A 24,606-nucleotide genomic window follows, 5' to 3' on the forward strand; every position below is an offset into this window, starting at 1 on the left:
GGATAGTCCCATGAACCCCATCACGCTTTCATTCAAACCGGCGTTGCGCAAGGCGTCGCTGGCCGTCGCCGGCGCGGCGCTGCTGGCAGCCGGTGGCGCACAGGCGCAAGCCGTTGCCGCCAATGTGGCCGTGCCGTTTTACACCGCGGGCGATTTCATGCGCGGCGCCTACCGCTTTTGGTACGCACCGCAAGCCACCGCATTTGCCGAACAGGCCGGCGGCCTGCCCACGGCGATCTCTGCGGTGTGCGATGCAGGCGCAGACAGCGCTGCCGCAAAGCTGGATCAGGCCCGTGAACGCTGGAAAGCCACCGCCCTGGCCTGGGACCGCCTGAGTGGTGTGCAGGTCGGGCCCATGGTGCAGCGCCGCTCAAACCGGCAGATCGATTTCACGCCGACGCGGCCGGAGCTCATCAAGCGCGCCATTCAAACCGCGCCGCAAGACGCCACCGCCATGGAAAGCATAGGCACACCGGCCAAGGGCCTGCCCGCGCTCGAGTGGCTGCTGTGGAGCCCACCCGCCATCGCACCTGCCACACCGGCCTGCCGTTACGCGGTGCAGGTGGCGGCAGATATCCAGCGTGAAGCCGATGCTCTGGCCAAAGCATTTGGCGAACTCGCTGCGCGACCGCCCGGCCAGTCCGAAGAGAGCAACGGCCCGGCCATGAGCGAGCTGGTCAATCAGTGGACAGGCGCGCTGGAGCGCTTGCGCTGGGCCGAAATGGAAAAACCGCGCATGTCGGGCGCCGCACAGGGCGGCCGCAATGCCGTGCCTTACGCACGCAGCGCCAGCGGCCAGACGGCCGCGCGCTGGGCTGCGCAGTGGCAGGCGCTGCGCACGCTGGGCGCTTCACAGGCCAGTGAGGCGCCGCGCCCCGGCACGGGCCTGGCGCCGATTGAAACCTATTTGCGCGGCCTGGGCCGCAACGAGCCGGCCGACCTGCTGGCGCAAAGCGTGGGCAAGGCCGACAAGACGTTGCAAAACCTCTCGCCCACCAACCGTGCCGGCATTACCGCCGCCGGGCGCTCACTGGCCGACCTGAAAAAACTCACCGAAGCCGAGATCGCACCGGCGCTGGAAGTGAGCATCGGGTTTTCAGATGCCGACGGTGACTGACATGAACAAGCCCTTCACCTTGCAACGCCGGCAGTGGCTGGTTTACGCGTCGTCGCTGGCTGTGCCGTTGGCGCTGCCTGTCATGGCTGCAACGCGCGGCCCGCAACTGGCCGCCGCGTGGGAGGGCACTGAGGGTTACCAGGTCGGCGTGCTGACACAACGCGGCGCCGCGCTGGAAGTGAGCGCCGCACTCGACGTGCCGACACGCGCGCACGGCGTGTGGGCGGAAGCCGGCGGCACGCTGCTGGCAGTGGCACGCAGGCCCGGCGACTGGCTGCTGCGCTGGCGGCCCGATGGCGCGCAAGGCGGCAAGGCCATTGCCTGGGGCTGGATTGAACCCGACCGCGCCTTCAATGGCCACGTGATCGCCAGCGCTGACGGCAAGCTGCTCTACACCACCGAAACCAACCTGGAAACCGGCCAGGGCCTGATCGGCCTGCGCGACGCGGCCACGCTGGAGAAAACCGGCGAGTGGTCTACCCACGGTATGGACCCGCATGAGTTGCTGCTCGACGCCGACGGCAGCCTCATGGTGGCCAACGGCGGCATTCCTGCCCTGCCTGAAACCGGGCGGCTCAAAATTCAAATGGACCGCATGGATGCCTCGCTGGTGCGGCTGGACACCCGCTCGGGCGAGCTGCGCGGCCAATGGCGGCTGGCCGACAAGCGCCTGAGCCTGCGCCACATCGCCTGGGGCGAGCCCGTTGCAGGCGGCAAGCCGGGGCAACGCCTGCTCGGCATTGCGCTGCAGGCTGAGCATGACGATGCCAACATCAAAACCAATGCACCCGTGTTGGCCGTGTTTGATGGGCAGCGTCTGCAAACGTATGCTGCGGCGCCAGGCCAGGTGCTTGCGGGTTATGGCGGCGACGTCGCCCACACAGCGGGTGGCTTTGCGGTGAGCTGCCCGCGCGCCAACGGTGTCGCGTTATGGCGCGCCGATGGCCAGTGGGCCGGTTTTTTACCTTTGCAAGAGGCTTGCGCGCTGGGCGTCACCGCGGCACCAGGCGCCAATGCGGTGGTCTGGGCCGGTGGCCGGCTTGCGGCGCTCGCGCGGGATGGCCGGGGCGAGACCTGGGTGTCCGCGCTCAATGGCGTGCGGCTGGACAACCACTGGACGCAGGTCGGTTAAGGACCCAAAGGTGAAGTGAAGGCGGCCTGGCCGCCTTCAGGGCAGGACCATGTCGGTGGTCACCGGGCAGACCCAGCGCGGGTACTCGCGTGAGGTGTCTATGCAGCCGCCCGATTGATACACACCTTTGGGTTCGCGCATGCGCAGCATCAGCTCGAGGATTTGCGCACTTTCTGCCGGGTTGGCCATTGAGGCCTTGACGCCCGACTCCACAATGCTTTCGTTGATGCGCAGGTCGCCGGCCGCATCGGTGTAGGTGGCATGCCGCCAGTGAAAAAGCTCCAGGCACTTGGCTATGAGTGTGTAAGGCTGCTCACGTTTCCAGAAGTTGGTGAAGAGGCCGCTGCCAAGGTAGAACACCCAGGAGCCCTCATAGCCCGACACGTCGGAAGAGTGTTCATCGGGGTTGCGAAACCACAGCCTGTCACCCGGCACGTAGTAGCGCGGCGGCAGGGGTTCCTGCATGGAGCCGTATTCGCGCAGGAACACATCGTGAAACTTGCCCGACATGATGGCGCTCTTTTCCCAGCGCTGTTGCAGCGCGGCCAGCAACGGCGGGTTGCAGGCTTCGAGCTCCTGCGCAATGGCCAGCAGGATCACGTACTCGGTCGCGCGGTAGCAGGAAAAGGAATACAGCTTGCCCGAGGCCTCGGGCTGCGTGGCTTTTTCCAGCGCGGCAATCAGCGCATGGCCGGGCCGCACGGTAAAGCCGTCGTCTTCGGAATAGGTCCAGCAGTCCTCGGGCCGGTTGACTTCGGTGGTGTGAAACTCCAGCGCGGTTTTGCGTGCGGCCACCACGATGTTGCGGCGAATGCGCACGGCTGAGGCCAGCTCCGCATGACTCGGAAATTCAAAGGCCACGGGGCTGAGCAGCATGGCCAGCAGGATTTCGCGCTCCAGGTCTTGCGCATTGCCCACCGTGTCCAGTTGCAGCTTCTCGACAAGGCCCATGGTGTCCAGGCCGGGCGCCCATTGCGCCGCCAGCGCCACGGGCAGGCTGAAACGCCGGGCGGCGCCGGCGCCTGCGCGAGGCGGCAGCTCCTCGGTTTCCACAGCGTCCTGCAGGCCGAGTTGCTCCAGCTGCACCAGAAAGCTGTAACTGGAGGCCGCCAGTGCGTCCGCACTGTCAGCGCAAAGAACAATGCCCACAGGATGCGGGTTGGCGGCCAGGGAGTGAGGTGTGGCGGTCATGCTGCCAAAGAGTATCTTTGCTTGGCGCAATCCCGGCAATGGCAAAAACACCACGGAATCCCGTGCAAGCCTTGCGTCAGCATGGGCTCAGGCCGCCAAAAGACGCTCAGGCGTAGGTAATCCAGCTCGCATGCTCGGGTGCATCCAGGTGCGGCAGGGTGTTGTAGGTCACCAGCATATGGCGCTTGGGCGTGAAGGCGAACTCCGTGACCGAGCAGTTGCGGATGCGCAAATTGAGCTCAATCGTGGTCTCGGGGCTGGTGCCCAGCACATGGCCGACGGCCGTCGAGATGGGCCCGCCGCTGGAGACCAGCAGCACGTTGCCGGTGTGCGCGGTGCGTACGTGGTCCAGCACATCGGTCACGCCGGCAACAAATTCGTTGTAGCTGGGCATGCCCCTGGGGCTGACTACGCCGGCCATCCACTGCGCCAGGCCGTCGCGAAGCAGGCGGAAGTGGCCGCGGTATTCCTCGGGCGTGGTGGGCTTTTCGAGCTTGTGCGGGTGGATCGCGCCTATCACCGCGTGGCTGTCGTATTCATTGAGCCCGGGTCGCTGTGCGGCTTGCATCTCAATGCCCATGCCTTCGCAGATGCCCGCAAAGGTATTGATCTGCCGCTGCAACGTGCCGGTGAAGGCCGCGTCGAAGGTGATGCCCTTGTACTTGAAGTACTCACCCAGGCGCACGCTTTGCTGGCGGCCCATGGGGCTGAGCACGTCGTAGTCGTCTTCGCCAAATGAGGCCTGGCCGTGGCGCACGAGGTAAAGGGTTCCCATGGGCAAATTGTGGGCACACCGGGCCCAGCGCCCAGTCTCGCGGGTGACCGGTCAGGCCCCAGCTAGCACTTTGGCGACAGTGGCAGTGTCTACATTGCCGCCGCAGAGGGTTGTGCCCACCACCTGGCCCTTGAGCTGGCTGCGATCCTGCATGGCCGCGGCAAAACTGGCTGCGCCCGCGCCTTCGGCCACGTTGTGTGTGTCGGCATAGAGGTCACGCATGGCCTGGGCCACCTCCTCGTCCGTCACCTTCACGATGCGGTCCAGGTGCGGCAGCAAGATGGCTAGCGCCGCAGGGTCGGCGACGCGGCAGGCCATGCCGTCGGCCAGGTGTGTGGTCACCGGCGCCTCGACCACGCGCCGCGCCGCCAGCGAGTCGGCGTAGGTGGTGGCATGTGCACTCACCACACCCACAATGCGCAGCTTGCGGCCCAGCGCCAGCTTGGCGGCAATGGCTGAGCAAGCGCCCGAGCCCTGGCCTATGGGCACATAGACCACGTCGAGCTGCGGCACGGCCAGCATGAACTCCCACCAGTAGGTGCTCACGCCGCGCAGCAGGCCGGCATCAAAACTGGGCACCATATGGGCGCCGCGCTCGGCGGCCAGTGCCATCGCAAATTCACGGCTGGCCTGGAAGTCGTCGCCGTGCTCGATCAGGGTCAAGCCCAGCGCGCGCATGGCGGCGTTTTTTTCTACCGAGTTGCCGTGCGGAACCACGATGGTGCAGGGTACGCCATGCGCGCGTGCAGCCCAGCCTATGCTCTGGCCATGGTTGCCGCGTGTGGCGCTGATGACTTCTTTGGGCATCTCGCCGCGCTGCTTCAGCCCATCAAAATAAGTGAGGCCGCCGCGCAGCTTGAACGCGCCCACCGGTGTGTGGTTCTCATGCTTGATCCAGCAATCGGTGCCCAGCCGCTGGCTGGACAGGCCCCAGCGGTATTGCGGCGTGGCCTGGAACTCGCGGTAGACGACACGCGCCGCGTCTTCAATTTCTTGCAGCGAGGGCAGCATGCTGTTTTGCAGCGCCGGCGCGTGGTCAAGCACCGCGCTCATGCGGCCGCCCGCTTTTCAGCCAGCAGGCGCAACGCCAGCAGGCCCAGCACCGTGCCCATCACATAACGCTGCACGCGCATCCAGCTGATGTTGCGATTGAGGAAGCCCGCAATCGCTGCGGCGAAACAGATCAGGATGGTGTTCACACCGGTACTGACGCTGATCTGCACCGCGCCCAGCGTCAGGCTTTGCAGCAGCAGGCCGCCGCGCTCGGGGTGCAAGAACTGCGGAAAGAAGGAGAGGTAAAACATCGCCACCTTGGGGTTGAGCAGGTTGGTCATAAAGCCCATGAGGAAAAGCGTGCGCGGCGGGTCGTGCGGCAGCTCGCGTGTTTCAAACGGCGCCAGGCCGCCGGGCTTGACGGCCTGCCAGGCCATCCAGAGCAAATAGGCCGCGCCCGCCACCTTGATCGCATCAAAGGCCAGCGGCACCGCCAGCAACAGCGCGGTGAGGCCGAAGGACGCGGCCAGCAGGTGCACCACAAAACCCAGCGCCACGCCGCTCAGCGACACCAGCCCGGCGCGAGGCCCCTGGCACAACGTGCGCGAGATGCAATAAATCATGTTGGGCCCGGGCGTGAGCACCAGCACCAGGGCGGCGAGGGCGAACCAGGCGAGTTCGGTGGTTGTGAACATTTCAGGCTCCTTTGGATTCCAGCGTGACCAGGCCACGCGGCGTTTGCAGGGTGGCAATCAGATTCGGCGGTCCCTCAGCCAGGCCCACGCCTGAAAGACCAATCGCTTCATAAGCACCGCGCAGCGCGTTGGGGCGCGGGTGGCTCGCGTGCAGCGATTGCAGCGTGACACCCGAGGGCGCCATGCCATCGGCCGGATGCACATCGTCCCACTGGATCAGCGTGGGCAGCGCGCCGTAGAAGAGCCGCTGGCCGTCTTCGCGCACGGTGATCTTCCAGGTCAGCAGGCCTTGCGGCGTCATGCGCGAAGGCTCGAGCACTTCGCCGCGGTCCAGCCCCAGGCGGGCAAGCGCCCGCACGGCTCCGCCCACGCGGGGCGTGGAGGCCACAAAGTGCGCGAGCTGCGGGCCGGTCTTGCTCAGCCGCAACTGCAGTTCATGGTCGTCCAGGTCAAACCAGCGCCGGGCCGGCGCCACGCGCGGGCTGGGCTTTGCGGGGTTGATCGCGATGATTTCGAAATAGGCGCGCGCAAAGGCGGGCGAAGCCACCGTGAACAGTCGGTTGTGTGTGCCCATCAGGCCGTGTTCGCCGCCAGGGCCGGGCGTGATGCCCAGCACGCGCTCGCACCACTGCACGCCCTCGGCAAGGTTCGCGGCCACGACCACCAGGTGGTCGACCTGCGAGGTTAGTGGAGGGGATGCGGTGCTGTGTTCCATGGTCGATATGCGGGTTTAAGCGCCGCTTACACCGTCACGCGTCCATCAATGCAGGTCACCGATTCGCCGCCTACCCAGACCTGTCCTTCTCCATCACGCTCGATATGCACCTGGCCGGCGCGGCCCAGGCAGACACCTTGCGAGGCGATGTAGCGCTCGGGCGCGTGGCTTTCGGCGATCAGCCACTGGGCCAGGCTGGCATTGAGGCTGCCGGTGACCGGGTCTTCGTCAATGCCCACGGGCGAAGCAAAAGCACGCACTTCGAAGTCAGGCGCAATGCTGGTCGCGGCAGGCGTGGAGGCCGCAGAGGCCGTGAAAGCCCTGGCTTCGCGGTTGGCCCGCGCGATCAACGGGGCCGTGTCTTCATGCGGGTAGCGTGCCACCACACCGATCTTGGTGCCCAGCTTGGCCAGCGCCTTGTGGTCGGGCGTCAGTTGCAGCACGCTCTCGGGGTTGTCCAGCAACAGGCCCAGCCACATCGGGCCGTTGTCCAGGCACTGCGCGGCCTGGATGCTGCTCGCTTTCAGTCCCAGCGCGCCGGCCACCTGCGCCAGCAGACTGGGGCTGGGAGCGGAGCGTTTGAGGGCCGGCGCGGCAAAGGCCAGGCGTTTGGTGCCGGGCTCGCGGCGGATTTTCACCAGGCCCACCTTGCACTCCTGCACGATGAAGTCTTTGCTGTGCGGCTGCCCGCCGGCCTCCAGCCAGCTGTGGCAGCTGCCCAGCGTGGGGTGGCCGGCAAAAGGCAGCTCGCCGCCGGGGGTGAAGATGCGCACGCTGTAGTCCGCCGTGGGGTCGGTGGGCGGCAGCAGGAAGGTGGTTTCCGAGAGGTTGGTCCATTTGGCAAAGCGCTGCATGGCGTCGTCATCCAGGCCGCTGCCGTCCATCACCACGGCCAGGGGGTTGCCGTAGTAAGGGATGGGGGTGAACACGTCGACTTGCTTGAATGCGCGCTGCTTCATGGGGGCTTTCAGGTTTCCAGGTGAGTTTGAAGAGGAGGCTTGAACGATTTATGACAGGGGCAAATCCAGCACGCCGCGGGTGGCGGGCCGCGCCAGGATGTTTTGGTACCAGCGGTCCAGGTGCGTGCGCGCAGGGCGCGGCTGCGGCAGGCCGAACCAGCGGTGCATCTCGCAGGCCAGCGGAATGTCGGCCATGCCGAAGCGCTCACCGCCTATGTAGGCGTGGTCGGCCAGGTGCGCGTCCAGCAGGGCCAGCAACGCTTCAGTGGCGGCCACCGACTGCGCGATCAACGCCGGGTTGCGCTGCTCCGCCGGTGTGCGGATCCACTGGATAAAAGCGGTGCGGCCGGCCGGGTTGAAGGTGGTCTGCTGCCAGTCCATCCACTGCTCGGCGGCAAAGCGCTCAGGCAGGCCGATGGGGTAAAAATCGCCATGCGAATGTTTGGCGCAGAGGTAGCGCACGATAACGTTGGACTCCCAGACGCGCACTTCGCCGTCTTCAATCAGCGGCACCAGCGCATTCGGGTTCTTGCTGCGGTAGCCCGGCTCTTTCACGATGCCGAACTGGCCGCCCGCGTCGGTGCGCTGCATCGTCAGGCCCAGCTCCTGCGTGGCCCATACGACTTTACGGACATTGATGGAGCTAAGACGCCCCCAGACATGCAGCATGATCAGATTCCTTTGGTGGGACGGTCAAGCAACAACAGGCGCAGCGCCAGCCCGGCCATAACCAGGGCCAGAAACCCGCGCTGAAACTTCGCGGCGCCGGGCCGCGCCTGCAGGCGGCGCCCGATCTGCCCGCTGAAAGCGCCCAGCACAGTGTTGAACACCAGCGCCATCAGCGACAGCAGGATGCCCAGCACCAGCAATTGCAAGGTGACATGACCATGCGCCGGGTTCACGAATTGCGGCAGAAACACCATAAAAAACAGCAGCGCCTTGGGGTTGACCAGGTTGTTCAGCAGCGCCATGCGCACGATGCGCGCAAAGCCGGCGGGTTGCGCCTGGGCAGCACTGCGTGCTCCAGCCGGGTGCAAGGCCTGCCACGCCAGCCACAGCAAGTACAGCGCGCCGGCATAACGCAGCACATCAAACGAAGGCGGCCAGGCGGCGACCAACGCGGTCACGCCGGTGGCGGCGCATAGCGTGTGCACCAGGTCTGCCGCCGAGATGCCGATGGCCGCCGCAAAGCCGCCGCGCACACCGTGCGCCAGGCCGTGCGACAGCACAAAGGCCATGTTGGGGCCGGGCGACAAAAAAAGCGCCAGCACCGCCAACATGAACAGCGACAGGGTGCCCGTGTCTATCATGCGGCGCGCAGTTCAGGAACGCCGGCGGGCAGTTGCTCACGAATGGCCGCGGCCAGCGCGGCGATGCCGATGTTGATCTGCTCGACGCTGGACGTCACGAACGACAGGCGCAGCGTCCGCGCATCGGCATGGTCGGCATAAAAAGCCCAGCCGGGCACAAAAGCCACATTGCGCTCCACCGCCTTGGGCAGCAGGTCGATGGCGTTCATGCCTTCAGGCAGGCGCACCCACAAAAACATGCCGCCGGCCGGTGTGTTCCAGCTCACGCCTTCGGGCATGTCGCGTTTCATCGCGGCCAGCATGGCGTCGCGCTGCGATTTGTAGAGCGCGCGAATGGTGGGCACGTGGCGCTCCAGGAAGTTGTTCTTCATGGTCTCGACCACCATGCGCTGGTTAAAGCCCGGCGTGTGCAAATCGGCCGCCTGCTTGGCCTGCAGCAGCTTGGGGTAGAGCGACTTGGGTGCGACCAGGAAGCCCAGGCGCAAACCGGGCGCCAGGATTTTGGAGAAGGAGCCCATGTACACGCAGCCCTCAGGATTGCGCGCGGTGAGCGGCAGCGGCGGCGGCGTGTCGAACCACAGGTCGCCATAAGGGTTGTCTTCAACGATGGGCAGGCCCAGGCGTGCGGCTTCGGCGCTCAAGGCGGCGCGGCGCGCCTCGGTCATGGTGCGGCCGGTGGGGTTCTGGAAGTTGGGCAGCACATAGAAGAAACGCGCGCCGGCGGCTTTGCTGGCCAGGTCTGCGAGGTCGACTCCTTCGTCGTCGCTGGCCACGCCCACCACTTCGGGCTCCATCGGCGTGAAGGCCTGTAGCGCGCCCAGGTAGGTGGGTGTTTCCACCAGCACGCGGCTGCCTTCGTCGATCAAAATCTTGGCGATCAGATCCAGGCCTTGCTGCGAGCCGGTGGTGATCAGCACCTGCGCGGGGTCGACCTCCCAGGGCAGCATGGCGGCCACCATTTCGCGCAGCGGCGCATAGCCTTCGCTGGCGGCGTACTGCAGCGCGGCGTGGCCGTCTTCACGCAGCACCTTGTCGCAGGCTTCGCGAAAGGCGGCGACCGGAAATGTCTTGGGTGAGGGCAAGCCGCCGGCAAAGCTGATGATGCCGGGCTTTTCGGTGACTTTCAGGATCTCGCGGATCACCGAGGGGTTCATCTTGTGGGCGCGTTGCGCCTGGGTCCATTCTGTCTTGCTCATCTCACTCTTCTCCTTGGGGCCGTAAAAGATGGCCTTGATCAAAAAATTCTCCGCCTGGCTTTCAACGCAGGCGGAATAAGACTTTCATTCTGCGCCGGAAGTTGCCTGCTCAGGAAGGTGGGCGCGGATATGAGACAGGGCGCGCGCCACATACTCGTCTTTCTCGCCGACCGGCGCAAAGTAATGCAGCACCTCGCGCGCGTCAGCCGCGCCCTTCAGGCGCCCGATCAACCACGCCGTCACATACTGGGCCGAGAGGCATCCACCCGCGGTGGCGATATTGCCCTGCGCAAAAAAGGCCTGGTTCAGTATCTTGACGCCCGCGGCCTGCACCCAGGGCTTGCTGGTGGTGTCTGTGCACGCAGGCACCTGGCCGATCAGGCCCAGTTTGGCCAGCAAAAAGGTGCCGGAGCACTGCGCGGCGATGAGCTGGCGCTGCGGGTCCAGCTGGATCTGGCCGAGGATGGACGCGTCGTTCGCCACCTCACGTGTTTTCATGCCGCTGCCGATGAGCACGGCGTCGGCCTGGCTGGCTTCTTTCAGGCCGATGTGCGCGTCAATCGTCAGCCCGTTCATGGATGTCACCCGCGGCGTGGGGCTGGCGATGCTGACTTTCCAATCTGTGTCGCCCCGCAATGAAATGCGGCTGAGCATGCCATAGGCAATGAGCGAATCCAGCTCGTTGAATCCGTCGAAGGTCAGGATGGCGATGTGCATGGGGTCACCTTGGTTCTTTAAAAAAACGCGTCAGTCCACCACAAACAGCGTGGCGCCCAGCGGCGAGGTGGAGCGGTGCGCCTCGGCCTGGTCGGCCACCTGGTAGCTCATGCCGGGCTCCAGCGTGAAGCGGCGGCCGTCTTCCAGCTCGGTGTGCAACTGGCCTTGCAGGCACAGCAGGATGTGGCCTTTTTTGCACCAGTGGTCAGACACATAACCGGGCGTGTATTCGACCATGCGCACGCGCACATCGCCAAACTGCTGCGTACGCCAGAAGGCTTTGCCTTCCAGCGCCGAGTGCTCGGTGCGGGCCACTCCAGCCCAGTCGGTGGTGCCGAAGGGGATGTTGGTGATGTTCATGCGGGCACGCCCTCGCTGCGGTCGCGCTGGTTGGGCGTGATGTGTTCGATCTTGCCGTCGCCATAAGAGCGCAGCACCTGCGAGATGACGATGTGAAAACCCTTGTACCACTCGGTGTACTGGCGCTTGGCCTCCAGGTGCTTGGGATGGGCCGAGAAGGTGCGCAGCGCCTCCAGGTTGTCCCAGAAGTAGGTGGCGTTGTTGCGTGTGCCGTCGGGCGAGCGCCAGGTCTCCGCACCCAGGTAGCCGGGCGTGGCCAGCGCGGCTTCTTCGATCAGGGCGTCGAGTGCGTGAAAGCGCTCGTCGTAAGTGCCGGGCTCAAAAATGAAGGCAGCGCAGTACATCAGGTCTTCCCAGGTTGCAGCAGTGGGTTGGGTGGGGCGTTCGTCGGGTGAACCGGCATCTTCTTGCCGATGAAAACGGTGGCAATCACGGCCAGGCCAAAGCCCACGGTCACCGCGTCCAGGCTTTCACCCAGCAGCGGCACGGCAAATAGCATCGACAAAAACGGCTGCACCAGTTGCACCTGGCTCACGCGCACCGTGCCGCCCAGCGCCAGGCCGCGGTACCAGGCAAAAAAGCCCAGCCACATCGAAAACACCCCTACATAGCCAAAGCCCCACCAGGCCGATGCCTTGATGGGCCCGGCGGGCCAGCTGAAAGCGGCCAGCGGCAAGGTCAGCGGCAGGGAAATCAGCAGCGCCCAGCAGATCACGTGCTCGGCTTGCATGCGCTGCGACAGCCTGGCGCCGTAGCCGTAACCCACGGCGGCGCAAAGCACGGCGGCAAGCAAGAGGAGATCGGCGGGGCTGATGGAGAGGCCGGCCCCGGCATTGCCAGAGCGCAACAGGGCAAAGGCCACCACCAGCGCGCTGCCCACGGCGGCGCACAGCCAAAAGCCTGCCGACGGGCGCTGGCGGTGCAGCAGTGCGCCCACAGCAGCGGTGGCCAGCGGAAGGGCGCCGATGATCACGGCGGCATGCACGGCCTCCACATGGCGCATGGCGATTGAGGTGAAGAGCGGAAAGCCGAACACCACGCCGCCCGCGGTAGTGGCCAGCGGCCACCAGTCTTCGCGCCGGGGCAAAGGTGCGCGCGTAGCCAGCAAAAATACCGCCGACAAACCTGCCGCCACCACGGCCCGGCCCAGCGCGATGAAGAGGCCCGACATTTGCGGTGCATCGGGCGTGCCCACGGCCAGCCGTGTCATCGGCAGCGTGACCGAGAAGATCACGATGCCCAGCAGGCCCAGCCACAGGCCCCTGGTCAGTTGTTTGAGTTGTTTGGTGTCCGGGTTCATATAAAGAGCATCCAGATCGCCGTGACCACCAGCACGCCGGCCATCACGTAGTTGAACCAGCGAAGCCGCAGGCCGCTGCCGTTCGGGCCGGTGAGCCAGTCGCGCAGCAGAGAGCCGGCCAGTGCGTAGACCAGGTTGCTCACAAAGGCATAAACCAGCATGACGGGCAGCACGACGGCCAGGCGCATGGCGGGCTCTTCGCGCCCGGCGATCCAGCCGCTGACGATGGCCAGGGCGAGCATCCAGGCCTTGATGTTGACGAATTGCAGCGCGGCGCCCTGCCAGAAGGTGACGTTCAGCCGGTCGGCATCAGCCTGGCTGAGCTGGCGCGACTGCGAAACCTTGAAGGCCAGCCAGAGCAGGTAAGCCACGCCGATGATCTTGACGGCCCAGCTCAGCAGCGGCACCGCCACCACCAGCGCGCCCAGGCCCAGCGCGCACACCAGCAGCAGCGCGCCCCAGCCCACCGGCACGGCGCAGACAAAAGGCAGCGCGCGCCGCAAGCCATGGTTGGCGCCCAGGGCGGTCGACAGCGTCGTATTGGGGCCGGGCGAAAAGCTCATCGCCGTGGCCAGCACCAGTAAAGCCGTAAATTCTTGCCAATTCATGCTTCAGACTTTATAGTTGAAAGCAGTACACCACCAATACAGTTGTCGGCACAAATCCCCAAACTGTATTGGTCAAATTATCAGCACACATCCAGACAGCCTTTAGCCCGCCCTCTGACACAAGGCCCCAGGAAGGACCCCGCCATGTTGATGAAAGCCGCCTCCCAATCCCTGACCGAGCAGCTTTCGGCCCGCTTTGCCGAACGCATCCGCAGCCGCCTGCTGGCGCCGGGCGCGCGCCTGCCCTCGGTACGGCTGTGCGCCGAGCAGCAGGGCGTGAGCGTCTCTACCGTGGTGGCCGCGTATGACCAGTTGCTGGCGCAGGGCCTGGTGGTGGCGCACAAGAACCGCGGTTTTTTTGTCCGCGATGCTTCGCTGAACGCTACCTCCACCCACGCCAATAAATTGCAGGCGGTAGTCAGCAAAAAAGGCGCGCCCGCCGGGGCCGACGCCGTGGTGGACCTGGCGCCGCTGGGCGCCTGGAGCACGGCCGGCTGGATGGCCACGCGCCAGGCGCCTGTCGACGCCACCGCGCTGATACGCGGCATGTTCCACAAGGTCAGTAACAAGCCGCAGCCGGGCATGGGCGTGTTCCCGTCCGACTGGCTGGAGACCAGCTTCATGCCGACGGCGGTGCGCAAGGTGACCAGCGTCAGCGCGCTGCGCGATTTTTCATTGCAGTACGGCGAGCCCATGGGCGACAGCGGCCTGCGCCGCGCGCTGTCGCACAAACTGGGCGCGCTCAATGTGCACGCCGTGCCCGAGCAGATCATCACCACCGTGGGCGCCACGCATGCGCTGGACATCGTGAGCCGCACCCTGCTGCGCGCCGGCGACTGCGTGATGGTGGAGGAGCCCGGCTGGGCGGTGGAGTTTGCCCGGCTGGACGCTTTGGGCATGCGCATCCTGCCGGTGCCGCGCCGCGCCGACGGGCCCGACCTGGAGGTGATGGCCAAATACTGCGAGATCCACCAGCCCAAGCTCTTTGTCAGCGTGAGCGTGTTCCACAACCCCACCGGTTATTGCCTCACGCCCGGCAGCGCCCACCGCGTGTTGCAGCTGGCCATGCAGCACAACTTCCATATTGTTGAAGACGACACCTACAGCCACCTGGCGCCCGAGCATGCCACCCGGCTGTGCTCACTCGACGGCCTGCAACGCACTATATATGTCAGCGGTTTTGCCAAAATCCTCGCGCCCGGCTGGCGCGTGGGCTTTATGGCTGCGCCGCCTGACCTGGTGGAGCGGCTGCTGGACACCAAGCTGCTGGCCACGCTGACCACGCCGGCCCTGCTTGAAAAAGCCCTGGCCTGGTGCATAGACCAGGGCCAGCTGCGCCGCCACGCCGAGCGCATACGCACCCGGCTGGACGCGGCGCGCGCCCGCAGCGTCAAGCTGGCCATCGCCCACGGTTGCACCTTCGCGGCCGAGCCTGCGGGCCTTTTCGGCTGGGTGGATACCGGCGTGGACACCGATGCGCTGGCGCAGCGCATGCTGGACGAAGGTTATTTGATCGCGCCGGGGGCGCTATTTCATGCGGTGCGTGCGCCCAGCACGCTGATGCGGATCAATTTCGCGACTACGCAGGAAGCCGCCTTCTGGAAAGTGTTCGCGCGCCTGCGCGATGCGGTGAAGTAATAAACACCGCTTTTTTGCCCTCTCCGCCGCCGCATTGCGCGGTTCTGCGCGGAAGCGGCGGCAGCTCCTCACGCCTTTGAACCCTTCGCCTCTTGAGGCAGGGCCGGCTTTGCACGGATACAAGCCGGGTGCGAGTTCCTGTGCCGTTTTTGGTGAATTTTTCACAAAAAACGGCCGACGCCTGCCCATACCGGGCTTCCAAGTCAGTGTAATTAAACGTTACCTATTTCTCAGATTTGGCCGAAAAATCCGTAAATCTGCGATTTTTCTCACAAGTTTTAGGACTTTTTCCTAATTAACAGCCTAAATGTGAAGGAATCGAGCATATAGAAACTGATAAGTAACATAAAGTTACGTCCTGCTACATGTAATTGCATACATGTTTACCCGCAGTGTGCGGCAGATTTTGACGGCGTTTTTCTCGCCGATATGTAACTGAAAGGACGTGACCCATGAAACCAATTCTGAAGTTGTGCATGTTTGCCGCAGGGCTGGCCTTGGGCCAGGCTGTCTGGGCCCAGGCTTCGCCTGTGAGCTCGCAGTTGCTCGCGCAGCGCGTAGACATGGTGGCCGGCAAGCCGGTTCTCAAGCCTGCCGGCGACGGCAAGCCCGGTGAGATCCTGCAATACAGCGCCACTTACCGCAACACAGGCGCCACCCCTGCAGCCAAGCTGCTGGCGACCGTGCCCGTGCCGCCCGGCACTACCTTTATTGCCGCCAGCGCCGAGCCGGCCCAGGCCCAGGCTTCGACGGACGGCACCACCTTCGCCCCGATGCCGCTGACCCGCATGGTCAAGCAGGCCGACGGCAGCACGCGCCAGGAACCCGTGCCGCTGGCCGACTACCGCGCCCTGCGCTGGGAAATCGGCACCTTGCCCGCGGGCGCCACCACGGTGGTCAGCCTGCGCACCCGCATCGATGCACCGGTCGTGGCTTCCGCCGCCAAACCGTAACCCCGATTTTGTTAGTTGTTTGTCGATTCACCGTTGTCTTGTAGCCAGGAGAAAAACGCCATGTATGCCAACCCCCCGAGTCCGCGGCCATTAGGGCTGCCGCACTTCTTCACCCACTGGATTGTGGGTTTGTTCGTCGCCTTCGCGCTCGTGATGGCCGGTATGGCGGCACACGCCGCACCGCCGCCCGCCGGCACGTCGATCAGCAACCAGGCCTCGGCCACGTACTCGGATGCATCGGGCGTAACGCGCACGGTGACCTCCAACGTGGTGCAGACCACGGTGCAACAGATCGCCAGCCTGACGCTGGCCGCCAACGGCGCGCAGAACGCGACGCCAGGCAGCGTGGTGTACTACCCGCACACCCTGACCAACACCGGTAACGGCACGGACAGCTTCAACCTGACCACCAGCAACGCCGGCGCCTTCACCATTCCAGGCGCGAACGTGCAGATCTTTGCCGACAACGGCAGCGGTTCGCCCACGGGCCCCGCGATCACGTCGACCGGCGCACTCGCTGCCGGCGGCCTGTTCAAGTACATCGTGGTAGCCACGATACCGAGCACCGCCACGGCGACGCAGACCAACACCATCACGGTAACCGGCACCAGCGTGTTCGACCCGACCAAGACGCAGTCGAACACCGACGTGACCACTGTGACCACCAACGCGGTTGTCACGCTGACCAAATCGGCCAGCGTGTCCAGCGGCGCGGCCGGCACGGCCATCACCTATACCCTGACCTATACGAACACCGGTAACAGCACGGCCACCGCCGTGGCGATCACCGACGTTCTGCCGGCAGGCCTGACCTACACCGCAGGCAGCGCACGCTGGAGCGTTACCGGCGCCACGGCGCTGAGCGACAGCGGCGGCGCCAGCGGCACCGCGCCCAACACGCTGACCTCGGGCTACACCCTGGGCACCAAGACCCTGCTCGTGACGCTGAACCAGGTTACGGCCGGCCAGTCGGGCACCATCAGCTTCGGCGTGACCGTGGCTGCAGGCACCGCACCCGGTACGCTGAACAACACCGCCACGACGTCTTACAACAACGGCGCCACCACGGTGACGGGCAGTTCCAACACCGTGCCTTTCGCGGTGCTGCAGACCGCCAGCGTGACGCTGACCGGCACCACCGTGCCCGGCCCTGCCGCGCCCGGCTCGACAGTGAGCTTCACCAACACGGTAACCAACACCGGCAACGGCTCCGACACCTTCAACATCACGCTGAGCCCGGGCAACTTCCCGGCAGGCACGACCTTCCAGCTGTTCAAGAGCGACGGCGTCACGCCGCTGGTCGATACCAACAGCGACGGTACGGTTGACACGGGTCCGCTGATTGCCGGCGCCACCTACAACGTGATCCTGAAAGCCACGCTGCCACCGAACGCGACCAACACCGGCGCGCCGTTCATCATCGCCAAGACGGCAACGTCCGTGTTTGACCCGACCAAGTCGGCCACCACCAACGACCAGCTGACCGCCGTGGCCAACTCCGCTGTTGACGCGACCAACAACCTGCCGACCGCCGTAGGCGTTCCCGGTGTGGGCGTGTTCGCCAACGGTGAAGCCGCCGCACAGGTCACCAACACGCTGAACCCCGGTGCTTCGACGACCTTCATCATCGTGGCCAACAACACCGGCCCGTCGCCTGACAGCTACAACCTGGGCGCCAGCACGGTTGCCAACTTCTCCAGCGTGACGCTGCCGGCCAGCTGGACGGTCAGCTTCCGTGCTGACGGCGGCGCAGGCAACTGCTCGACCATGGGCGCAACCATCACCAACACCGGCTCCGTGGCCGCCGGCGGCAACGCCGTCGTCTGCGCGGTGGTGAGCGTTCCCGCAGGTTTCGTCGCAGGCACCACGCAGCTGTACTTCCGTACGCTGTCGCCTACGTCGAATGCTTCGGATACCTTGCACGACGCAGTGACCGTGAATGCAGTTCGCTCCATCACCCTCACGCCTAACGGCGCGGGCCAGACCTATCCAGGCGGCTCCTACGTTTACAGCCACACCCTGACCAACACGGGTAACGTGCTGGAAGGCAACGGCACGGTCTCCACGCTGACCCTGGCCGGCACGAACAACCAGGCCGGCTGGACTTCCGCGCTGTACTACGATGCCAACGCCAACGGCGTGCTCGACGCGACCGATCCGCAGATCAGTAGCACCCTGCATGCCGCAGGCGTCCTGCCCGCAGGCCTCGCACCCGGCGCATCGATCACCGTGTTCAACAAGGTGATCGCACCGAGCGGCGCAACGCCAGGCGCTGTGGACGCCACCACCATCACGGTGACGACCAGCAACGGCAGCTACGTGACGACGGTTCCCGCAGTGGCCACCGCAGTTGACAGCACCACCGTGATCGCCGGCAACCTGACGCTGTCCAAGGCGCAATCCCTGGACACGACCTGCACCGGCGCCACCGGCGGCACGGTTTACGCGGCGGCCACCCTGAGCGCCCGTCCGAACCAGTGCGTGCTGTACCAGATCACCGTGACCAACGTCGGCTCCGCCAACGCGACCACCGTGGTGGTTTCGGATGCGACGCCGAGCTACACGACGCTGAGCAGCGCGGCTGCCAGCACGGTGGGTACCGTCACCGGCCCCGCAGCGGGCGCCAGCGGCACCGTCACCGCGACGATCGGCACCCTGACCCCCGGTCAGTCGGCTGTCGTGACTTTCGGTGTGCGGATCAACCCGTAACCCGGATCTGACCTCTTGCGCGGGAAGCGAAAGCTTCCCCGCTTTTCCAAGGGCACGACAGCGCGCCCTTTGGAAAGCGACGCCCTGCCGCAAACACCAACCACCGATCAACCCCACATGCTTTTTCGCCTGCTGCGCAAACTGCTGATCTCCTGCATGTTGCTGCTTTTCTGGGCAGCAGCACAGGCAGCGCCGACCCCGGCGGGGACGGTGATCAGCAATACGGCGAGCGCGACGTTTGTGGACGCGACGACGGGCCTGTCGGTGCGCATCAACTCCAACACCGTGAACACCACGGTGTCGGCCCTGGAAGCCCTCACGCTCAATGCCAGCCAGAATCTGCTGATCGGTGTGGGCGCGTCTTTCACCATCAACCACAACCTGGCCAACACCGGCAACACCGCCACCAACTACCTGATCACGGCCAGCGTGGCCGGTGGCAGCGGTTTCACCCCGCTGAACCTGCAAGTGGTGCTGGACGTCAACGGCAACGGCCTGGTCGATGCCGGTGAGCCCGTGGTGCCCGCAGGCGGCGTGGTGCCGGTGGCTGTTGGCGCCACGGCCGGCCTCTTGATCACCGGCCAGATCCCGGCCGGCGCGGTGCCCGGCCAGACGGCGCAGCTCACCCTGCGCGCGGTCAGCCAGCTGCAAAGCGCCACGGCCGTCAACACCGACACCATCAACCTGACCAACGGCGCGGCCGTGCAGGTCAGCTACGCGGCCTCGTCTGCCAGCGCCACCCAGGGCGTGGCGCTCGACTTCACCGCCAGGGCCACCAACAACGGCAACATGGCCGCCAGCCCGGCCAACGTGACGGTCAACGGCGCCCCCGCCACGCTGTTCATCCTGCGCGCGCCCGTGCCGGTGAACACGACCTTCACCTCGGCGCAAGCCGCCACCAACGCCGGCGCGCAAACGCTGTACCACCTGACGGGCGCGGCCGCCAACAGCTACGTCACCACGGTGCCGGCAGGCGGCGTGGTCGACGCGGTGGCCTGGTCTCTTCCCGGCCTGGCGCAGGGCGCCTTGTTCCAGGGCCGTTTCAGCGTGATGGTCAATTCGAACGCCGCCGGCAACGTGAGCGGCGCAGCCTACGCCGACTGGACCGACGCCGGCGCACCGCTGACCACCACCAGCAACACCGTGGTGCTGGCGCTGCCCGCGCGCGCGGCAGGCATCTTCTTCTATACCAACAACAGCTACACCAACCGCGCCACCCAGAGCACCCCCGGCAATCCGCTTTACGTGCAGACCGACGCGGCTATCTGCAACGCCGACCCGGCCACCATTGGCACGGTGCCCGTGACCATCGTCAGCCAGCTCACCGGCGATTCGGAAACCTATACCGCTGTCGAAACCGGCCCCAACACCGGCATCTTCCGCATCCTGCCCAGCGTTCCCACGGCCAACGCGGCCACCCACATCGTGGCTTCTGGCGACGGTATCCTGGAAGTGCTGCGCAACGACACGGTGACCGCCACCATCACGGCTTGCGGCGGCATCTCGGTGTCGGCCACCACCACGCTGCTGGTCGACCCTTCGGGCACCGTCTACAACTCGACCACCAACCAGCCCATCGCCGGCGCCACCGTGCAGCTGATCGACATCACCGGCGCCGGCAACGGCGGCAGCCCCGGCGGCCCGGCCGTGGTGTTCCAGATGGACGGCGTGACGCCGGCGCCCAGCGTCGTCGTGACCGGCGCCGACGGGTTTTATGAATTTCCGCTGGTGCTCAACAGCACCTACCGCCTGGTGGTCACCGCCCCTGCGGGCTTTTCCTTCCCTTCGCAGTCGCCCGCGGCGCTGCAGCCGGCCGGCCGCCTGATCGACACGCCAGGCTCCTACGGTGGCAACTTTCTGGTGGCCGGCGTGGCGGTACATTTCGACCTGCCCATGGATCCCGGCGGCGGCACGGGCGGCCTCTTTATTCAGAAAACCGCGAACAAGAAGACCGCCGAAGTCGGCGACTTTGTCGACTATTCGGTCAAGATCAACAACGTCGCGACCGTGCCGCTTCCTGCAGTTGTGGTCAGCGACAACCTGCCGGCCGGCTTCGCCTACGTGCGCGGCACCGCTCGCCTGAACGGCGCGGCGCTGGCCGACCCCGCAGGCGGCGCAGGCCCCACGCTGCAGTTCGCCGTGGGCGCGCTCGCCGCCGGTGCGCAGCCCGTGCTGACCTACCGCGTGCGCATCGGTGCGGGCAGCCAGAGCGGCAACGGCGTCAACACGGCCCAGGCCGCCAGCGGCGCTGTGCGCTCCAACAGCTCCAGCGTGCGCGTGCAAGTGGTGGGCGGCGTGTTCTCCAACAAGGCCTATGTGATCGGCAAGGTCTTTGCCGACTGCAGCCGCGACGGCGTGCAGGACGCCGGCGAGCCGGGCATTCCCGGCGTGCGCATCTACCTGGAAGACGGCACCTATGCCGTGACCGACGAAGAAGGCAAGTACAGCTTCTACGGCCTGGAGCCGCGCACCCACGTGGCCAAGCTCGACAACATCACGCTGCCCGCAGGCGCCACGCTGGCTGTGCTGGGCAACCGCAATGCCTTCGACGCCGGCAGCCGCTTTGTGGACCTCATCAACGGCGAGCTGCACAAGGCCGACTTCGCCATCGCCGAGTGCACACCCGGCATTCGCGACCAGATCGCCGCGCGCCGCAAGGCACTGGGCAACCCGTCTGAAATCACCCAGGCCGCCGGCCTGCTGCTGCAAAGCAACCGCGGCGCCATCGCCACCGACAGCCGCACGCTGCCCGCCAGCGGCGCCATGGGCCTGCCCGGCGCCCAGCAAAACAACGCCGCCGGCAATACCGTTGCGCCGCTGTCAGGCGTCACGAGCGCTATAGGCTCCGTCGGCTCCATCGGCACGCTGGGCGCCGTGGGTGACACCGGCGGCCCCGCCGCTTCCAGTGTGCGTGTGCCCCAGCCCATCTTCACGCCCGCCAATGTGGCGGCAGTGCAGCCTGCCGCACCCGCCGGCGCCGAAGCCGCTGCGGCTGAACAAGCCCTGCAGCCCCTGGAAGACCTGCTGCCCGAGCTCAACGGCGACACCGGTTTTGTCGGCCTGGTGGACGACCAGCTGCTGCCCGTGGCCCAGACCCGTGTCCGCGTGAAGGGCCCGCTGGGCGCGCGTTTTGAACTCACCGTCAACGGTCAGCCCGTGGCGGCCACGCAGGTCGGCAAGAAGAGCAGCCTGGAAAAGAACAAGGTCCTGGCCTGGGAATACATCGGCGTGGACTTGAAGCCCGGCCGCAACACGCTGTCTGTGCGCGCCCTCGACAGCTTCGGCAATGCCCGCGGCACGGCGCAGATCACGGTGCGTGTGCCCGGCGTGCTGGCCAAAATCGACATCGGCGCCCCGGCGCAGCTGATCGCCGACGGCGCCACCGCCGTGCCCGTCATCATTTCCCTGCGCGATGCGCAAGGCCTGCCGGTGGCCGCGCGCACCCAGGTCAGCCTGCAGGCCAGCCTGGGCCAGTGGCAAACCCCCGACCTCGACGCGCGCCAGCCCGGCACGCAGGTGTTTGTCGAAGGCGGCGAAGGCCGCTTCCTGCTGCTGCCGCCGGCCCAGCCCGGCAAGGCCGAGCTCGTCGTCACCAGCGGCACCGTCAAATCCACGGCCGCCATGGAGTTCATGCCCAACCTGCGGCCCATGATTGCCGCCGGTATCGTGGAAGGCACGATCAACCTGCGCAGCCTCAGCCCCTCGGCGCTGCAGCCTGCCCAAAGCGGCGATGTGTTTGAGCGCCAGATCCAGAGCGCCTCGCGCAGCTTCGGCGGCGGCAAGGGCAACGTCGCCGCGCGCACCGCGCTCTTCCTTAAGGGCAAGGTCCTGGGCTCCTCGCTGCTGACGCTGGCCTACGACTCCGACAAGCCCGGCGACACGGCGCTCTTCCGCGACATCCAGCCCAACCAGTTCTACCCGGTCTACGGTGACTCGTCGGCGCGCGGCTTTGACGCGCAGTCCACCGGCAAGCTGTACGTGATGCTGCAAAACGGCACCAACTACGCGCTGCTGGGCGACTACTCGACGCAAAGCGACAACGCGGCGCGCCAACTGACGCAGTATTCGCGCGCCCTCAACGGCGTGAAGGGCCGCTACCAGGAAGGCGCCGTCACCGTCGAAGGTTTTGCCAGCCGCACCTCGACCACCCAGCTGGTGCAGGAATTCCGCGCCAACGGCACCTCCGGCCCCTTCATGCTGAACATCAACGGCGTGGTCAACAGCCAGCAGGTCGACATCCTCACGCGCAGCCGCAGCCAGGCCTCGGTCATCATCAACAACACGCCGCTCACGCAGTTCACCGACTACGAGATCGAGCCCTTCAGCGGCCGCCTGCTGCTCAAGGCGCCGGTGCCCAGCGTGGACACCGACCTCAATCCCATCTTCGTGCGGGTGAGCTATTCGGTCGATTCCGGCGGCGCCAAACACACGGTTGCCGGCGCCGATGCCCGCCTGCAGGTCACGCCCGAGATCACCCTGGGCGCCTCGGCCATGCGCGACACCAACCCGGCCGACCGCCAGAGCCTGGACGGCCTGAACGCAACCGTCAAGCTCGGCGAAAAGACCGTGGCCACCGGTGAAATCGCGCGCAGCACCACCGACCTGCAAGGCAACGGCTCCGGCCAGCGCGTCGAGATCCGCCACGAAGACCAGGCGCTGCAGGCACGCGTCTGGGGCGCCAAGACCAGCGCCGGTTTCTACAACCCCAACAGCGTGCAGTCCGCAGGCCAGTCCGAATACGGCGCCAAGATCGGCTACGCCGTGGATGAGAAAAACCGCGTCGTCGGTGAAGCGCTGCGCACCGCCAACAGCGTCACCGGCGCATCGCAAACCGGCGCCGAGCTCAAGCTCGAGCACAGCATGACCGGCAACGTCAAAGTGGAAGTCGGCGTGCGCTACAGCAGCGCCAACACCGCCGCCGCGCTGTCGGGCCCGGCCCTGCCAGGTACCACCGTGCCTATCGTGCCCTCGGCCACGGCGCTGGCGGCGGGTTCGTCCGAAGAAGTCGGCACCACCACCGCGCGCGTCAAGGTCACGGTGCCCGTGCCCGATGTGCCGCAGGCCGACGTCTACGGCCAGGCCGAGTACGCCATCGACGGCAGCGGCGGCCGTGAAGTCGGTGTCGGCGGCAACTACGCGATCAATTCCACGACGCGCGCCTACCTGCGCCACGACTTCGTCAACAGCCTGAAGAGCGTCTACACGCTCAATGCCTCGACGGCGCAGTACACCACGGTGGCCGGCCTCAACACCGAGCTGACCGACAGCACGCAGCTCTTTAACGAATACCGCATGGGCGACAGCATCAACGGCCGCAGCAGCGAAGCCGCCATCGGCCTGCGCCGCCTCTGGCGCCTGGACAACGGCGTGGGCCTGACCGCCAGCGTGCAGCGCATCAAGCCGCTGTCGGGCGTGGTCATCGACGACTCCAGCGCCGTGACGCTGGGCGCCGACTACACGGCAGCGGCCACCTGGAAGGCCTCCGGCCAGGTGCAGTGGCAGACCTCCACCACCTCGAACAGCTGGCTGCTGACCGGCGCGCTGGCCAACAAGCTGGACGACAGCTGGACCATGCTCAACCGCGGCCTCTACAGCGAGCAGACCAACCTGGGCGTGGGCGGCGGCAAGCGCGAGCTCATCACGGCGCAGTCCGGCGTGGCCTATCGCCCCGTCGAGACCGACGTGTGGAACGCGCTGGGCCGCATCGAATACAAAAAAGATGCGGACAGCACACTCGGCCCGGGCCTGAACCGCGACGAGTCCGGCCTGATCCTCTCCACCCACCTCAATGTGCAGCCCAACCGCAACTGGATCACCAGCGCGCGCTACGCCGCCAAGTGGGGCAGCGACAAGTCCAACGGCATCAGTAGCCGCTCCTTCACGCAGCTGATAGGCGGTAGGACCACCTGGAACCTCACGCAGAACTGGGACGTCAGCCTGCAGGCCAGCCGCATGTGGGGCGACGGCGCCGCCGAGACCGCCGTCGGCGTGGAAGTCGGCTACCTCGCCTGGAAGAACATGTGGGTGTCGGTGGGCTACAACTTCAAGGGTTTCAAGGCCTCGGACATGACGGGCGAGGCCTATACCCAGCGCGGCCTCTATCTGCGTGTACGCTTCAAGTTTGACGAGAACGTGCTCGGCGGAACCGATGCCGCAGCCACGCCAGCTACTATCCGCACGGCGGCTCCCCAATCATGATGCTCTTTCAACGCCCCCAACGGCCCTTCCCCAGCCCTGG

20 protein-coding genes are annotated in these 24,606 nt (G+C 66.0%); 6 read left to right on the forward strand and 14 right to left on the reverse strand.

From position 1 onward, the window contains the following. The first annotated feature begins 10 nt into the window (after positions 1-10). Both BM408_RS19795 and BM408_RS19800 read left to right on the forward strand, forming a co-directional pair. Positions 11-1,117, forward strand: coding sequence for an imelysin family protein (locus BM408_RS19795; protein ID WP_092132124.1), 1,107 nt, complete (start codon positions 11-13; stop codon positions 1,115-1,117). Position 1,118: 1 nt separating this feature from the next. Then, positions 1,119-2,249, forward strand: coding sequence for a DUF1513 domain-containing protein (locus tag BM408_RS19800; RefSeq protein WP_092132201.1), 1,131 nt, complete (start codon positions 1,119-1,121; stop codon positions 2,247-2,249). Between the two features lie 36 nt (positions 2,250-2,285). Here the strand turns inward: BM408_RS19800 and BM408_RS19805 are convergent, their stop codons facing one another. The 14 genes from BM408_RS19805 to BM408_RS19870 all read right to left on the reverse strand — a co-directional run bounded on the left by BM408_RS19805 (position 2,286) and on the right by BM408_RS19870 (position 13,068). Further along, positions 2,286-3,440, reverse strand: a complete 1,155-nt coding sequence (locus BM408_RS19805; RefSeq protein WP_175541853.1) for a hypothetical protein — start codon at positions 3,438-3,440, stop codon at positions 2,286-2,288. Positions 3,441-3,546: 106 nt separating this feature from the next. Beyond that, positions 3,547-4,215 (reverse strand): histidine phosphatase family protein, encoded by a 669-nt coding sequence (locus BM408_RS19810; protein ID WP_092132126.1) that lies wholly within the window; start codon positions 4,213-4,215, stop codon positions 3,547-3,549. Between the two features lie 51 nt (positions 4,216-4,266). Further along, entirely contained in the window at positions 4,267-5,268 is a 1,002-nt protein-coding gene (locus tag BM408_RS19815) for a threonine dehydratase (RefSeq protein WP_092132127.1), read from the reverse strand. Further along, positions 5,265-5,903 carry a LysE family translocator gene (locus tag BM408_RS19820; RefSeq protein ID WP_092132129.1) on the reverse strand — a complete coding sequence of 213 codons (639 nt, stop codon included), beginning with the start codon at positions 5,901-5,903 and terminating at the stop codon, positions 5,265-5,267. Before BM408_RS19820 ends, BM408_RS19815 begins: the two co-directional genes overlap by 4 nt. Position 5,904: 1 nt before the next feature. After that, the gene (locus tag BM408_RS19825) at positions 5,905-6,618 is read right to left on the reverse strand and encodes a VOC family protein (protein ID WP_092132130.1); all 714 of its coding nucleotides are present in this window, start codon (positions 6,616-6,618) and stop codon (positions 5,905-5,907) included. Positions 6,619-6,644: 26 nt separating this feature from the next. Continuing rightward, positions 6,645-7,577 (reverse strand): PhzF family phenazine biosynthesis protein, encoded by a 933-nt coding sequence (locus BM408_RS19830; protein WP_092132132.1) that lies wholly within the window; start codon positions 7,575-7,577, stop codon positions 6,645-6,647. Between the two features lie 48 nt (positions 7,578-7,625). After that, positions 7,626-8,246 (reverse strand): glutathione S-transferase, encoded by a 621-nt coding sequence (locus BM408_RS19835; protein WP_092132133.1) that lies wholly within the window; start codon positions 8,244-8,246, stop codon positions 7,626-7,628. Positions 8,247-8,248: 2 nt separating this feature from the next. Beyond that, on the reverse strand, positions 8,249-8,887 hold the full coding sequence (locus BM408_RS19840; protein ID WP_092132135.1) for a LysE family translocator: 639 nt from the start codon (positions 8,885-8,887) through the stop codon (positions 8,249-8,251). Next, on the reverse strand, positions 8,884-10,083 hold the full coding sequence (locus BM408_RS19845) for an aminotransferase-like domain-containing protein (protein WP_092132204.1): 1,200 nt from the start codon (positions 10,081-10,083) through the stop codon (positions 8,884-8,886). Before BM408_RS19845 ends, BM408_RS19840 begins: the two co-directional genes overlap by 4 nt. Positions 10,084-10,167: 84 nt before the next feature. Then, positions 10,168-10,800, reverse strand: a complete 633-nt coding sequence (locus tag BM408_RS19850; protein ID WP_092132136.1) for a DJ-1/PfpI family protein — start codon at positions 10,798-10,800, stop codon at positions 10,168-10,170. Positions 10,801-10,830: 30 nt separating this feature from the next. Beyond that, positions 10,831-11,160, reverse strand: a complete 330-nt coding sequence (locus BM408_RS19855) for a DHCW motif cupin fold protein (RefSeq protein WP_092132138.1) — start codon at positions 11,158-11,160, stop codon at positions 10,831-10,833. Next, positions 11,157-11,504 carry an antibiotic biosynthesis monooxygenase family protein gene (locus BM408_RS19860; protein ID WP_092132139.1) on the reverse strand — a complete coding sequence of 116 codons (348 nt, stop codon included), beginning with the start codon at positions 11,502-11,504 and terminating at the stop codon, positions 11,157-11,159. The genes BM408_RS19855 and BM408_RS19860 overlap by 4 nt, the downstream gene beginning before the upstream one ends. Continuing rightward, positions 11,504-12,460 (reverse strand): DMT family transporter, encoded by a 957-nt coding sequence (locus BM408_RS19865; protein ID WP_092132141.1) that lies wholly within the window; start codon positions 12,458-12,460, stop codon positions 11,504-11,506. The genes BM408_RS19860 and BM408_RS19865 overlap by 1 nt, the downstream gene beginning before the upstream one ends. Next, positions 12,457-13,068: a LysE family translocator gene (locus BM408_RS19870; RefSeq protein WP_092132142.1), complete on the reverse strand. Its 612-nt coding sequence runs from the start codon at positions 13,066-13,068 to the stop codon at positions 12,457-12,459. Before BM408_RS19870 ends, BM408_RS19865 begins: the two co-directional genes overlap by 4 nt. Positions 13,069-13,212: 144 nt before the next feature. On the opposite strand from BM408_RS19870, the gene BM408_RS19875 reads away from it, so the two are divergent. The 4 genes from BM408_RS19875 (at position 13,213) to BM408_RS19890 (ending at position 24,566) form a co-directional block, all read left to right on the forward strand. Next, positions 13,213-14,706 (forward strand): aminotransferase-like domain-containing protein, encoded by a 1,494-nt coding sequence (locus tag BM408_RS19875; protein ID WP_092132144.1) that lies wholly within the window; start codon positions 13,213-13,215, stop codon positions 14,704-14,706. A gap of 452 nt (positions 14,707-15,158) precedes the next feature. Next, positions 15,159-15,659 carry a DUF11 domain-containing protein gene (locus BM408_RS19880; RefSeq protein ID WP_092132145.1) on the forward strand — a complete coding sequence of 167 codons (501 nt, stop codon included), beginning with the start codon at positions 15,159-15,161 and terminating at the stop codon, positions 15,657-15,659. A gap of 60 nt (positions 15,660-15,719) precedes the next feature. Continuing rightward, positions 15,720-18,368: a beta strand repeat-containing protein gene (locus BM408_RS19885; protein ID WP_092132147.1), complete on the forward strand. Its 2,649-nt coding sequence runs from the start codon at positions 15,720-15,722 to the stop codon at positions 18,366-18,368. Positions 18,369-18,485: 117 nt separating this feature from the next. Next, on the forward strand, positions 18,486-24,566 hold the full coding sequence (locus tag BM408_RS19890) for an SdrD B-like domain-containing protein (protein WP_139237384.1): 6,081 nt from the start codon (positions 18,486-18,488) through the stop codon (positions 24,564-24,566). Positions 24,567-24,606: the final 40 nt, after the last annotated feature.

The organism is Polaromonas sp. YR568 (genome assembly GCF_900116715.1).
GTDB lineage: Bacteria > Pseudomonadota > Gammaproteobacteria > Burkholderiales > Burkholderiaceae_C > Polaromonas.